Source organism: Terriglobus aquaticus (assembly GCF_025685415.1).
In the GTDB taxonomy this organism is placed as follows: Bacteria; Acidobacteriota; Terriglobia; order Terriglobales; family Acidobacteriaceae; genus Terriglobus; species Terriglobus aquaticus.
Genome location: NZ_JAGSYB010000001.1, coordinates 1,390,931 through 1,403,513 on the forward strand (window position 1 = coordinate 1,390,931; position 12,583 = coordinate 1,403,513).

At 62.4% G+C, this 12,583-nt stretch carries 12 protein-coding genes; 8 read left to right on the plus strand and 4 right to left on the minus strand.

The window, feature by feature from the left end; all coding sequences use genetic code 11:
* The first annotated feature begins 124 nt into the window (after positions 1–124).
* Both OHL12_RS05690 and OHL12_RS05695 read left to right on the plus strand, forming a co-directional pair.
* Positions 125–1,468, plus strand: a complete 1,344-nt coding sequence (locus tag OHL12_RS05690) for an ABC transporter ATP-binding protein (protein ID WP_263412858.1) — start codon at positions 125–127, stop codon at positions 1,466–1,468.
* Entirely contained in the window at positions 1,465–3,252 is a 1,788-nt protein-coding gene (locus OHL12_RS05695; protein WP_263412859.1) for an ABC transporter permease, read from the plus strand. Before OHL12_RS05690 ends, OHL12_RS05695 begins: the two co-directional genes overlap by 4 nt.
* Before the next feature lie 14 nt (positions 3,253–3,266).
* On the opposite strand, the gene OHL12_RS05700 is transcribed toward OHL12_RS05695, so the two are convergent.
* Positions 3,267–3,749, minus strand: coding sequence for an AI-2E family transporter (locus tag OHL12_RS05700; RefSeq protein ID WP_263412860.1), 483 nt, complete (start codon positions 3,747–3,749; stop codon positions 3,267–3,269).
* A 70-nt stretch (positions 3,750–3,819) separates the two neighbouring features.
* On the opposite strand from OHL12_RS05700, the gene purQ reads away from it, so the two are divergent.
* Together purQ and OHL12_RS05710 are read left to right on the plus strand one after the other, a co-directional pair.
* A complete protein-coding gene (gene purQ, locus OHL12_RS05705; protein ID WP_263412861.1) occupies positions 3,820–4,515 on the plus strand; it encodes a phosphoribosylformylglycinamidine synthase subunit PurQ in 696 nt (231 codons plus the stop codon).
* 4 nt (positions 4,516–4,519) lie between these two features.
* Entirely contained in the window at positions 4,520–5,317 is a 798-nt protein-coding gene (locus OHL12_RS05710; protein ID WP_263412862.1) for a tyrosine-protein phosphatase, read from the plus strand.
* A 12-nt stretch (positions 5,318–5,329) separates the two neighbouring features.
* On the opposite strand, the gene OHL12_RS05715 is transcribed toward OHL12_RS05710, so the two are convergent.
* Together OHL12_RS05715 and OHL12_RS05720 are read right to left on the minus strand one after the other, a co-directional pair.
* Positions 5,330–6,031, minus strand: a complete 702-nt coding sequence (locus OHL12_RS05715) for an SDR family NAD(P)-dependent oxidoreductase (RefSeq protein ID WP_263412863.1) — start codon at positions 6,029–6,031, stop codon at positions 5,330–5,332.
* A 33-nt stretch (positions 6,032–6,064) separates the two neighbouring features.
* Positions 6,065–6,766, minus strand: coding sequence for a hypothetical protein (locus tag OHL12_RS05720; protein ID WP_263412864.1), 702 nt, complete (start codon positions 6,764–6,766; stop codon positions 6,065–6,067).
* A 257-nt stretch (positions 6,767–7,023) separates the two neighbouring features.
* Between OHL12_RS05720 and OHL12_RS05725 the strand changes: the two genes are divergently transcribed.
* Positions 7,024–7,320 (plus strand): co-chaperone GroES, encoded by a 297-nt coding sequence (locus tag OHL12_RS05725; RefSeq protein WP_263412865.1) that lies wholly within the window; start codon positions 7,024–7,026, stop codon positions 7,318–7,320.
* Between the two features lie 121 nt (positions 7,321–7,441).
* Positions 7,442–9,109 (plus strand): chaperonin GroEL, encoded by a 1,668-nt coding sequence (gene groL, locus OHL12_RS05730; protein WP_263412866.1) that lies wholly within the window; start codon positions 7,442–7,444, stop codon positions 9,107–9,109.
* 97 nt (positions 9,110–9,206) lie between these two features.
* Here groL and OHL12_RS05735 read toward each other — a convergent pair whose 3' ends face one another.
* On the minus strand, positions 9,207–9,770 hold the full coding sequence (locus OHL12_RS05735) for a TetR/AcrR family transcriptional regulator (RefSeq protein WP_263412867.1): 564 nt from the start codon (positions 9,768–9,770) through the stop codon (positions 9,207–9,209).
* A 148-nt stretch (positions 9,771–9,918) separates the two neighbouring features.
* On the opposite strand from OHL12_RS05735, the gene OHL12_RS05740 reads away from it, so the two are divergent.
* Both OHL12_RS05740 and OHL12_RS05745 read left to right on the plus strand, forming a co-directional pair.
* Positions 9,919–10,797 (plus strand): aldo/keto reductase family oxidoreductase, encoded by an 879-nt coding sequence (locus OHL12_RS05740; RefSeq protein ID WP_317889805.1) that lies wholly within the window; start codon positions 9,919–9,921, stop codon positions 10,795–10,797.
* A gap of 367 nt (positions 10,798–11,164) precedes the next feature.
* Positions 11,165–12,511, plus strand: coding sequence for an ArnT family glycosyltransferase (locus tag OHL12_RS05745; RefSeq protein WP_263412868.1), 1,347 nt, complete (start codon positions 11,165–11,167; stop codon positions 12,509–12,511).
* Positions 12,512–12,583 lie beyond the last annotated feature (72 nt).

The window sequence follows — 12,583 nt, forward strand, 5'->3', positions numbered from 1 at the left end:
ATGAAAGCGAAAGAGCTAGTGTTACGCTCACACAAGATGTGGGTGTACCCGTACGCACTCGCACCACTGCTCACCGCGCCGCGACCCGCCAGTCGCTGCGGCCCTGGACGACTGGAGTTGATTCGTGTCAGAAGCGATCATCCGCGCCGAGCGGGTCGAGAAGTATTACGCGCAACCCAGCGAGAACCGCATCCAGGTCATCTCGCCGACCGACCTGTCGATCGTACCGGGCGAGATCGTCGCCCTGCTCGGACCTTCGGGGTCCGGCAAATCCACGCTGCTGCGGATGCTGACGGGGCTGTCCAAACCCTCCGCGGGCGAGGTCTACTGGCACGGCCAGCCCATCTCACAGTCTGAGAGCAACGTTTCCATCGTCTTTCAGAGCTTCGCTCTGTTTCCCTGGCTGACCGTTCTGCAGAACGTGGAAGCCCCGTTGCAGGCCAAGGGCATTGCACCGGAAGAGCGAACGCGCCGCGCCATGAAGATGCTGGACACCGTTGGCCTTGACGGCTTCCAGTCGGCGTATCCCAAGGAACTGTCCGGCGGCATGCGGCAGCGGGTAGGCTTTGCGCGTGCCTTGGTCGTCGAACCGGAAGTCCTGTTCATGGATGAGCCGTTCTCAGCGCTCGATGTTCTGACTGCGGAGAACCTGCGTTCCGAGCTGCTGGAGCTGTGGCACAACCACACCATGCCCACGCAGTCGATCTTCATCGTCACTCACAACATTGAGGAAGCGGTTCTGCTGGCCGACCGCATCATCGTGCTGGGCCGCAACCCGGGTCACATCCGCACCGATTTCCGCGTCAACCTGCAGCACCCACGCAACCGCAAGATCGCGGCTTTTACGCAACTCGTGGACTACATCTATAAGGTCCTGACCCAGCCCGAGTCGCAGCCACCCGAACTGCCGCGCACCAGCGACGGCCGGCGCGTGCGCGATCAGCGCCTCATGGGCTACCAGATGCTGCCGCATGCGAGACCCGGCGGCATCGCCGGATTGCTGGAACTGCTGATCGATCACGGCGGCAAGGCCGACATCTACCAGCTTGCGGACGACCTCGCCTTTGAGATCGACGACATTCTCCCCATCGTCGATGCCGCGGCGCTGCTGGGCTTCCTGACGGTGCAGGAGGGCGACGCCATGATGACCGCCGCAGGCACCGAGTACGGCCATGCGGAGATCCAGCGGCAGAAGGAGATCTTCCGCGAGGCTGCGATCGAAAAGGTTCTGCTGCTGCGGCAGATCGTGCGTGCCATCCAGGCCAAGTCCGACCGCAGCGTTCCTGAGGACTTCTTCCACGACATGCTGGATGAACAGTTCAGCGAAGAGGAGACCCAGCGACAGTTGGAAACTGCCATCAACTGGGGCCGGTACGCCGAGTTGTTCGACTATGACAGCAGTCGCCAGCGATTCACCGAGGCCAGCGTGCCACACGAGGAGCTGGCCACAGCGGGAGACGAAGGATGAGGCTGTTGCCGGGTGGCCTGAATCTGGGGCGCTCGCGCCTGGACACGCGTTTGCCGCAAACCATGTCGCGCAGCCAGGTACTGCGTCGCACCTGGCCATTCGTGCTGGACATGATCGTGGCGCTCATCGGCCTGGCATGCTTCTATGCCATCGTGCTCGTGGCGCGTTTATGGGGCGGCAGCCCGCAGCCAGACGTGCAGATCTCGTTGTCTGCCGCCGCCTTGCCGAAGTACGCCTTCTACTCCGTGGTGCGCATGGGTTTGGCGTACCTGCTGAGCCTCGTCTTTGCTGTGGGCTATGGATACGCCGCCGCCTACAATCGCAGGCTAGAAGCGTTGATGATTGCCGCGCTGGACGTGCTGCAGTCCATTCCTGTGCTCAGCTTCCTGCCGGGAGTGATGCTCGCCATGATCGCGCTCTTTCCATCGCGACAGATGGGGTTGGAGCTCGGCGCCGTTCTACTGATCTTTACCGGTCAGGTTTGGAATATGGCCTTCAGCTTTTACTCGTCGTTGAAGAGCCTGCCGCGCGAACTAGTCGAGGCGTCCGCCATATTCCAGTACTCGCGGTGGCAACGCCTATGGCAACTGGAGCTGCCCTACGCTGCCATCGGCCTGGTCTGGAACAGCATGGTCTCCGTCGCGGGCGGCTGGTTTTTTCTGATGGCGTGCGAAATGTTCGTGCTGGGCGAGCGTGATTTCCGCCTCCCTGGCTTGGGCAGCTACCTGCAGACCGCCGCATCGGCCGGCAATGTTCCGGCGATCCTTTGGGGCTTGCTGATAATGATCGGCATCATCGTTGCTACGGACCAGCTCATCTGGCGCCCGGTGATCGCCTGGTCCGACCGCTTCAAGTTTGAGCAGGTTGAGAACGCGCGTGGCGTGCGGTCGCCCTTGCTGGCGGCGCTGCAGTCGTCCACGTTGCTGAACGCGCTGACCCGGCGAACGCTTGTGCCATTGCAGGAGCGGCTGTACCACGGTTTCGCTGTGCGTCCTCGGCACGCGGTGCGCCTGGATGACGACAGCCGCAAGCGCACGCCGGGCCTCGTCCAGGTGCTGCTCTATGTCGTGGTGCTGCCGGTCTTGCTCTACATGGTCTGGCAGGCGGTGGGGCTGTTGCGGGGCGTTCACCTGGCGGACGTGAAGCAACTGATCCTTGGAGCCGGTGCGACCTTCCTCCGCGTGATGGTGGCCCTGGTGCTGGCGTCTGCGTGGACCATTCCGGCGGGTGTGGCAATCGGCTTCCATCCCCGGCTGGCACGTATCGCACAGCCGTTGGCACAGGTTGCGGCCAGCGTGCCGGCCACGGCGCTGTTTCCGGTCCTTCTGCTCTTGCTCATCCGGAACGGCGGGGGCATGAATACAGGTGCCATCCTGCTGATGTTGCTGGGCACCCAGTGGTACATCCTGTTCAATGTGATCGCGGGTGCGATTGCAATCCCCAACGACCTGAAGGAGGTCGCGAACCTCTTTCATTTCTCGCGCTGGCAGCGCTGGCGGACGGTCATTCTGCCCGGCATCTTTCCATTTCTCGTCACGGGCCTGGTCACCGCCTCGGGTGGCGCCTGGAATGCCAGCATCATCGCCGAGTACTTCCGGCTCAAGGGCCAGACCTTCACCGCGTTTGGTCTGGGCGAGCAGATCAGTGCTGCCACCGACGCCGGCCATTTCGGCGGGCTGCTGCTGGGAACGATCCTGATGGCGCTGATGGTCGTAACGATCAATCGGCTGGTGTGGCGGCCGATGTTCCGGTTGGCCGAGACAAAGTACCGGCTAGCTGCCTGATCCGAAGCAGCGGGTCAAGGCTGGGCGGGACGCGGGCGTCGGAACGCAAAGACCACGGCCAGGATGGGCGGTGCTAGCAGAGCTCCCCAGGGCGGTAGCAGGATTCCGCCCAGGATTGGTCCCAGCAGCGCAGCCCACCACGGTACCCGCGTCTGTCGCTTCAACAGCAGCGGCTGGATGAGCAATCCGTCGACTACTGCGATGATCGCGTACAGGCCCAGCACCCACCAGAGTTTGCTGAAGTCGTCGTCATTGGTGGAGAAGACGGCCGCCACGGCGGGACCGCACACCCCCAGCACTGCGCCCACCCCGGGCACAAACTGGAACAGCGCGCCAAGTACCGCCCACAGCGGAGCGAACGGGACTCCGATCCAAAGCAGGCCGACCAACCACATGGCGCCGACGATCGCGGCGTCCAGCAGCGTCGCGCGAAACCACCCGCCCAGCGCGGCTCCCGCGCGGCGGCTATAGCTGGCTTCCCGTTCTGCGGCATCCATGGGAGTTCTGATGCGCTTCGCGGGACGTGTGACCCGGCACAGAACTCCACCCGCGCGATACTCTACCGGTATGAAGTTCGGCGTTCTGGTGTTTCCCGGTTCCAACTGCGACCATGACACGTACAACGTGTTCGAAAGCGTACTCCATCAGCCGGTTACGTTCCTCTGGCATGCATCCGAGGACCTGCAGGGCTGCGACGCCATCCTGGTGCCCGGCGGCTTCGCCTACGGCGACTACCTGCGGACCGGCGCGCTGGCCCGGTTTGCACCGGTGATGGAAAGCGTGAAGAAGTTCGCCGCGGCGGGCGGTCCGGTCATGGGCATCTGTAACGGATTTCAGATCCTATGCGAGGCAGGTCTTCTACCCGGAGCGCTGCTGCGCAACCGCGATCAGCGATACATCTGCCGCCAGGTTCACCTGCGCGCCGAGACGTCCGATTCGCCGTTTACGCACGGGCTCGGCCGGGGCGAGGTGTTGCGCCTTCCGATCGGCCATATGGAAGGCAACTACTTCTGTGACGAGCAGACCCTGGAGATCCTGCGCCGGGAAGACCGCATCGCGTTTCGCTACTGCGACGCGGCGGGCGAGGTCACCGCCGAGGCGAATCCGAACGGATCGCTGGACAACATCGCCGGCATTCTGAGCGAAGGCCGCAATGTGTTGGGCATGATGCCGCACCCTGACCGATCGAGCGAGCGTCTGTTGGGGTCGGCGGACGGTTTGCGCCTCTTCCAATCCCTCGCGGACACGCTGGTGCCCGCGTAATCCTATGGTCGACATTCATCATCACCTGATCTTTGGGGTCGACGACGGATCGCCCGATCTACCCACGTCTGTCGCCATGGTGCAAATGGCGGCGGAGGACGGTGTGACACACCTGGTCGCCACGCCTCACGCCAACGAGCAATACCCTTACGATCGTTCGGCCCACGAAGTCCGCCTGCGGCAAATCCGGGATGCCCTGCCTCAGTCGGTCTCCTCTCGCATCCAGCTTGGGCTTGGGTCTGACTTCCACCTGGACTACGACAACACCGCGAACATCGGCGCGGTGACGAAGCAGTATGCGATCAACGGCGGGCCGTACTTATTGATCGAGCTATCCGATACAGGCATTCCTGCGCGGATTGATGAGCTGCTGTACCAGATGCGCGTCGCCGGCCTGACCCCCATCCTGACTCACCCGGAGCGGAACAGCACGCTGCAACGCTCGCGCAGCCGCCTGCGCGAATGGATGAAGGCGGACATGCTGGTGCAGGTGACCGCGAACTCCCTTACCGGGCAGTTCGGCAAGCTTGCCAACCGCATCGCGTGGGAGCTGATGGAAAACCGTTGGGTTCATTTTGTGAGCAGCGACGCGCACGATCTGACGCGCCGCACACCACGACTCAGCGCAGCATATGAAGCGGTCCGCAAGCGCATGGGGGAAGACACGGCGGAGCGCCTCTTTGTGATCAATCCGTTGGCCGTCTTTCAGGGCAAAGGCCTGCCGCCGCAGCCGGAAGCGCTCGGCGTTTTCACAGACGAGCGCAGAAGCTGGTTCAGCGATCTGATGCGTCGCTTTCGATAGGTAACTTGCGGCTCAACTGAGGCCGAGCCCGCCGTCGACCGCAAGCAGTTGGCCGGTGATAAAGCAGGGGCAGGTGGCGAAAAACAGAACGGCCGCCGCAACATCGTCCGCTCGGCCGTTGCGTTGCATAGGAGTCTTTGCGGCGAAGCTGTCGTAGGCTGCGTCGTGTGTTTCGCCCAGCACGATCATGCCGGGAGCAACGCAGTTCACGCTGATCTCCGGCGCCCAGGCCTTTGCCATGGTTTGGCTGAGCATGTGCAATGCGGCCTTGCTGGTGCAGTAATGCGCGTGCGTCGCCCACGGATGCATACCGCCAAGAGAGCCGATGTTGACGATGCGACCGCTCGCGGCTTTCAGGTGCGGATGCGCCGCCTGCGCTACCAGGAAGGGACCTCGCGTGTTGGTCGCGAACATGGCATCCCACTGCTCCGGGGTGATGTGCTCCAGAGGAGCGGTTTCAAACGCGCCGGCGTTGTTGACCAGGAGGTCAAGGCCACCCAGGTAGTCCACTGCGGCTTCGACCGCGCCGTGCACCGAGCTTGGGTCCGTGACATCGCAACGAACTGCACGCGCATTGCCAGCGAGCCGCTGCAGTTCGGAGACGGTGTCTTCGGCTGTGCAGTTGACCTCGCGCGAGGTGATGACCACGTGGGCACCCTGGCGGGCGAGCGAAAGCGCTAACGCTTGGCCAATCCGCCGGGCTCCACCTGTCACGAGCGCCCGTTTTCCGCGTAAGTCCGACACGGCCTAGTTCGGTCCCGTCGTGGTTCCAGTCGTCGCTCCCTGGTTCCCCATGGGCGCGCTGGACCGGTTCGGCTGAGGCGGCGGCGTGGTGGAGGCCGGCACGCTCACGTTGTGGTCCGCCTTGGGCGAAACCGTGGGATCCCCGCCCTGCTTAGGATCGGCGGGGGCTCCCGGCAGCTTCAGCACCGGATCGGTCGCCGTGATCGCTTTGTTCTGGGTAGGCGCGATGGTACGGTGTGTCGGCTCCTGCACACCGGACTTCTGCGTGGACACGCCGGAACGCTCCGCATACGTGGAGTACTGCTCCTGCGGCCGCTTCATCCGGATGGTGAGCTGCTTGGACGGGGAGTCCAGCGTGATCGTGCCGGAGTAGGTCGCAAAACCGCTGGCGATGACCTGTACCTGGACTACGGACCCGGTGGGGATGATGTCGATGAACGCTTTGCCATCCACGCCCGACTTGACCTCGAGATTGCCCTCGTCGTTGCCGTCCTTGGTGGGGTGAAAGACGACACCGGCATTCTCGATTACTTTGCCGCTGGTATCACGCAGCACCAACACCTCAAGGTGACTCGTCTCTGGAGGTGCCTTGTACTTGCGGCCATGCCGTTCGGACTGCCCTGCCAGGGTTGCCGCAAAAGCAAGAGCCATTCCTGCGTAAAAGCCTGCCTTCTTCGTGATGCCCATACCGCGTGGTCCAACCATGTGCCGTATTTTAGCTGCGATGCGCTGCCGCCGGCTTGGCGTACCAGCGCGAGGCTGGCTGTCGGCGTAAGCAGACCTGAGTGCAATTTACTCAGATTTCATGCTTGAAGGACTTGACGGCGCATGGGTCCGGTTCGTACATTAGCAATCGGAAGGTGCGAGTGCCAAACGCTCGCGCGCTCTGCCACCCACTGCCGGACGAGCGCCGCAGTGCCAAGCACACAGTGCACCACATCAAGCAAGGAGCAAGGACTCACATGGCATCCACGTTTACACCGCTGCACGACCGCATCCTGGTCCGCCGGACTGAAGAAGGCGAGACGATGCGCGGCGGCATCATCATTCCGGATTCCGCGAAAGAAAAGCCGCAGCAGGGCACGGTTGTGTCCGTCGGCAAGGGCAAGTCGAACGACGAAGGCAAGGTTTTCCCGCTCGACGTAAAGGCTGGCGACGTGATCCTGTTCGGCAAGTACTCCGGAAACGAGATCAAGCTGGACGGCGAAGACCTGCTCATCATGCGTGAGGAAGAAGTTCTCGGCATCCTCAAGTCGTAGGCCCAGCCTGCTGCGTATGCGGCAGATACGCGCCGTACCACTTTCTTCCGCGCTGACAGCATGCCGGAAGCAACACAGAAGTTGAACTCTCGCGACCACGGTCGCAAAGGAAGACAAAGCAATGGCAAAGACGATTCTGCACGGTGAAGATTCCCGTCAGGCGATTCTGCGCGGCGTGAACACCCTCGCCGACGCCGTCAAGGTAACGCTCGGTCCGAAGGGCCGCAACGTTGTTATCGAGAAGAAGTTCGGTTCCCCCACGATCACCAAGGACGGCGTGACCGTCGCCAAGGAAATCGAGATCAAGGACCCGATCGAAAACGTGGGCGCGCAACTGGTGAAGGAAGTTGCTTCGAAGACCAGCGATGTGGCCGGCGACGGCACCACGACCGCAACCGTGCTGGCGCAGGCTATCTACCGCGAAGGCGTGAAGACCGTTGCCGCCGGCGCGAACCCGACTGCCTTGAAGCGCGGCATCGACAAGGCTGTTGAGGCCATCGTCGGCAAGCGCGCCGAGGACGGCACTGTCAGCGGTGGAGCTCTTTCGAAGCTCTCCAAGCCCGTTTCCGGCGACATGATCGCGCAGGTCGGCACCATCTCCGCGAACTCGGATTCGCAGATCGGCACGATCATCGCCGAGGCGATGAAGAAGGTCGGCAAGGACGGCGTGATCACGGTCGAAGAGTCGAAGACCATGGAAACGCAGCTGGACGTGGTCGAAGGCATGCAGTTTGACCGCGGCTACCTGTCGCCCTACTTCGTGACCGATGCCGAGCGCATGGAAGCCGCGCTGGACGATCCGTACATCCTGATCTACGAGAAGAAGATCAGCTCGATGAAGGACCTGCTGCCCCTGCTGGAGCAGATTGCGCGCACCGGCAAGCCGCTGGTCATCATCGCGGAAGACGTGGACGGTGAGGCGCTGGCGACCCTGGTGGTCAACAAGCTGCGTGGCACGCTGAACGTTGCCGCCGTGAAGGCACCTGGCTTCGGCGACCGCCGCAAGGCCATGCTGGGCGACATCGCGACGCTGACCGGCGGTCAGGCGATCACGGAAGATCTGGGAATCAAGCTCGAGTCCGTGAAGATTGAAGACCTCGGCCGTGCGAAGCGCGTGACCATCGACAAGGACAACACCACGATCATCGACGGCGCAGGTCAGGACGACAAGATCGAAGGCCGCGTGCGCGAGATCCGTTCGCAGGTTGAGAAGACCTCGAGTGACTACGACCGCGAGAAGCTGCAGGAGCGTCTTGCCAAGCTGGTGGGCGGCGTCGCCGTCATCAAGGTCGGTGCTGCTACCGAGACCGAGATGAAGGAGAAGAAGGCCCGCGTAGAAGACGCAATGCACGCGACCCGCGCTGCCGTGGAAGAAGGCATCGTCCCGGGCGGTGGTGTGGCCCTGGTTCGCTGCGCTGCTGACGTGGATGCGCTGATCAAGACGCTGGAAGGCGACGAGAAGATCGGTGCGACCATCATCCGCCGCGCCATCGAGGAGCCGCTGCGTCAGATCGTTGGCAACGCCGGCGAAGAGGGTGCCGTGGTTGTGGGCAAGATCCTGGAAGGCAAGGACAACACCGGTTACAACGCGGCCACGGGCGTGTTCGAAGACCTGGTTGCGGCCGGCGTCATCGATCCGACCAAGGTGACCCGCACTGCCCTGCAGAACGCCGCATCGATCAGCGGCCTGCTGCTGACCACCGAGGCGCTGATCTCCGAGATTCCGGAGAAGGCAGCACCGGCGGGTGGCGGTCACTCGCACGGCGGCGGCATGGACGGCATGTACTAAACCCAACGCCTGCATCGGTCGCTGCGGCCGATGTAACGAGAAAGCCCCGGAGCAATCCGGGGCTTTCTCGTGTCAGCTCTTGTCTTCCCTTCGGCACTTATCCCGCGATGCAGCAGGCTTTCAGGTAGGAGTGAAGCATCAACTCCAGTTCGTCACGCAGGTTGGGCAGTTCGGCCTCGGGCTGTTCCGCTTCCAACAGACGGCGTGCGACCCCGTTCATCGCGGCGAGCACGATGGACGCAACAGATTCAGGGCTCTTTTTCAGGTGAGGCGCAGTGGCGAACATTGCGGTCACGTCAGACCGCACAGTCGCATACGCTGCCTTTGCGATCTCCATTCCATCCACGTCCGAGCTGATGGAGTACAGCGCGGCACTACTGGGAATGTGGTGCATCTTGGCTGCGAGGTACGCCTCTACGAGGCCGTCCACCATAGCGATAGGCTCACTTCCCTTCTGCTCGTTGCAGGCGTCGCGCATGGCTGCGACCACCTGGTCCATGTGTCTTCGCAGGCACGCCTGCAGCAGCGAGACCTTGTTTGGGAAGTACTGGTAGAGCGTGCCAACCGACACGCCGGCGCGAGAGGCGACACGCGTCGTGGTGAGTTGCTCCTTGCCGACCTTGGTCAAAACCTGAAGGGTCGCATCCAGGATCGCTTCCACCGTGTCGCTCGATCGAGCCTGAACTGGCGTCTTTCTTGGCCTAAGTGCGGTTCTGGGAAGGGTGGACAAATGCGAACTCCGAGGCCGGTCAGCGCCACATCTAAAGACGCGAGATTGGAAACGGGCGCTGCCCGTCTTCCATGGAGGAATGATGGCAACGAATAATCTGGGTGGCACCTTTACTTTTCCTGACACAAACCTGACCGTCAATCGACTGGGCTACGGCGCGATGCAACTGGCTGGTCCCGGCGTTTACGGCCCACCCAAGGATCACGACACGGCTATCGCGGTGCTGCAGGCTGCGGTCGAGGCTGGTGTGAATCATATCGACACCAGCGACTTTTACGGTCCGCATGTGACGAATCAACTGATCCAGGAAGCACTTTACCCGTATCCGGAAAACCTGGTGATCGTGACCAAGCTGGGCGCTCGCCGCGAGGCTGACAAGTCTTGGAAGCCGGCGCAGTCGCCAAGCGAGTTGCGCTCCGGCGTGGAAGATAACCTGCGCAACCTGCGGCTGGACTCGCTGCAAGTTGTGAACATGCGCATTATGGGCAACGGGCCACATGGGCCGACAGAGGGCTCCGTTCGCGAACAGATTGAAGCGCTGGCGCAGATGCAGCAGGAAGGCAAGATTCAACACATTGGTGTGAGCAATGTGACTGCGGCTCAGGTGCGCGAGGCACGCAGCATCGTTCCGATCGTGTGCGTGCAAAACCTGTACAACCTGGTGCAGCGCGAGGATGAAAGCCTGCTGGATGAACTCGCCGCAGACCACATTCCGTATGTACCGTTCTTTCCGTTGGGCGGCTTCACACCGCTGCAGTCGTCCGAGTTGGAGACCGTGGCACGTTCGCTGAATGCAACACCGATGCAGGTGGCGTTGGCGTGGCTGCTGCAGCGTTCGCCGAACATCCTGCTGATTCCGGGAACCTCTTCGCTGAAGCATCTGGAAGAGAATCTTGCCGCTGCCTCGCTCAAGCTGGGGGAGGAAGCGCTGGCATCGCTGAACCAGATAGGGCGCTAATCTGGACTCGACACCATCCAAGCAGGAGACCCGATCGGGTCTCCTGCCTTTTTTCGGGAAGATTCAGCGACACACTCCGGAACTTCGGCGCTCGCCCCGTGTTGAGCTTTGAAGGCGACATGCACCCCCGACACTCACGCTGTCCTGGTTGGACGTTTCCGGCGGATAGCTCTCTGTCGCCAAGATGATTACCTGCATCTGTTCTCTTTTTCCGGCGCTTCGCGTCAGAGTGCATAGGAGACGCGGCATCCCGACCCTTTTTCATCCCTACCCGTACCGTTCCCGTGCACGGAACAGGCAATCGCTAAAAGGGTCAGCGCTCCGATCTGGCGTGGGCCGTGCTCCAGTCGGCGATGCAGAACCGGGTGTGGCCCGACGGTTGTTTCTGATCGGCCTGCTCGCTCTGCTGATCCGCATGGTCGTGGTGCTCGCCATGTACCGCGATCTGCCCGTGTCGGCTGACCACAACGAGTTCGGCTGGGAGCAGGGATGGATCGCGCGGTCCATTGCCCTGGGTCACGGGTTCACGTCGCCCTTTCAGCCGCTCGACAACGTTCCCACGGCACTGGTTGCGCCGCTCTATCCGTACCTGCTTGCCGGCATCTTCCGGGTCTTCGGGCTCTACTCGAATCTGTCCGCCTTTGTGGCGCTGGGACTGAATGCGCTGATCAGTGCGTCGGTGGTCGTCCCGGTGTACGCCCTGGCGAAGGAAGCCTTGGGGATCTGGAAGGGACCCGCGCGGAAAGGCGTTCAGCCTGCCTCTTCACCGAGCAATGTCTGGACACGCCGCGTGCCCTGGATCGCGGCGACGGTGTGGGCGTTGTACCCGTACTCCGTTACGTTCTCCGGAAGCTATCTCTGGGATCACACACTGACCGGCGCACTGTTTGCATGGACCTTTCTGTGTGCCTTGCGTCTGCGGCAATATGGCCCAAGCGGGTGGGCCCTGTGGGGTTTGCTGTACGGGGTCACAGCCCTTTCCAACCCAAGCGTCCTCTCCCTGTTTCCAGTTCTAATGCTCATCGCGGTGATCGGCGGCGGCATGTCCGTGCGAGCAGGCCTGCTCCGTGTATTCACGGCCGGAGCGGTGCTGGCGCTGGTACTGCTCCCATGGACAATCCGCAATATCCGTGTGCTGCACGCCGTAGTCCCCATGCGCGATGGCTACTGGGGCGAGTTCTACGCCGGCAACAACGACGACACAAGCGAGACCAATCCTGGCTGGACCCATCCTGGCAGCAACCCCGCGGAACTGAAGCGGTACGAACACCTGGGCGAGCTTCGCTACATGGCTGAGAAGCGAGAGATTGCGCTGGAGCATGTGTCGCGGAAGCCGGGTATGTTTGCAGTGCAATGTGTCCGCAGGTTCGTTCGATTCTGGACGGGGTTCTGGAGCTTTTCCCCGGCGTATCTCCGGAACCAAGGCTTGGACCTGCCGAACGTGCCCTTCTGCACGGTACTCACGGCGTTGAGCCTGATCGGGCTGCGCACCCTGTTGCGGCTGCGCCAGCGCGCAAGCGTGTGCTTTCTTGTCACGCTACTGCTCTTCCCACTCCCTTATTACCTGACACACGCGTCGGTGGACTACCGGCAGCCGATCGAGCCGGAGATTGTGGTGCTGATCGCGTTCGGTAGTGCAGAGTTGTGGCGCAAGTGGCAGGTGCGGCGCCAGACGCGGCAGCAACTCACGCAAGGCGTGCTGGTGGGCAGCTAGAAAAGTCTGTAGGGCACGTGCCCTTGGCAGCGCCGGTGGTCGCCATGAGAAGCTGTTGCGGTGCCGCTTTCC

Coding starts and splice junctions, on each gene's coding strand:
- OHL12_RS05700 (WP_263412860.1), bottom strand. CDS start 3,749: ATGGATGCCGCAGAACGGGAAGCCAGCTATAGCCGCCGCGCGGGAGCC.
- OHL12_RS05725 (WP_263412865.1), top strand. CDS start 7,024: ATGGCATCCACGTTTACACCGCTGCACGACCGCATCCTGGTCCGCCGG.
- groL (WP_263412866.1), top strand. CDS start 7,442: ATGGCAAAGACGATTCTGCACGGTGAAGATTCCCGTCAGGCGATTCTG.
- OHL12_RS05695 (WP_263412859.1), top strand. CDS start 1,465: ATGAGGCTGTTGCCGGGTGGCCTGAATCTGGGGCGCTCGCGCCTGGAC.
- OHL12_RS05740 (WP_317889805.1), top strand. CDS start 9,919: ATGATGGCAACGAATAATCTGGGTGGCACCTTTACTTTTCCTGACACA.
- OHL12_RS05720 (WP_263412864.1), bottom strand. CDS start 6,766: ATGGTTGGACCACGCGGTATGGGCATCACGAAGAAGGCAGGCTTTTAC.
- purQ (WP_263412861.1), top strand. CDS start 3,820: ATGAAGTTCGGCGTTCTGGTGTTTCCCGGTTCCAACTGCGACCATGAC.
- OHL12_RS05710 (WP_263412862.1), top strand. CDS start 4,520: ATGGTCGACATTCATCATCACCTGATCTTTGGGGTCGACGACGGATCG.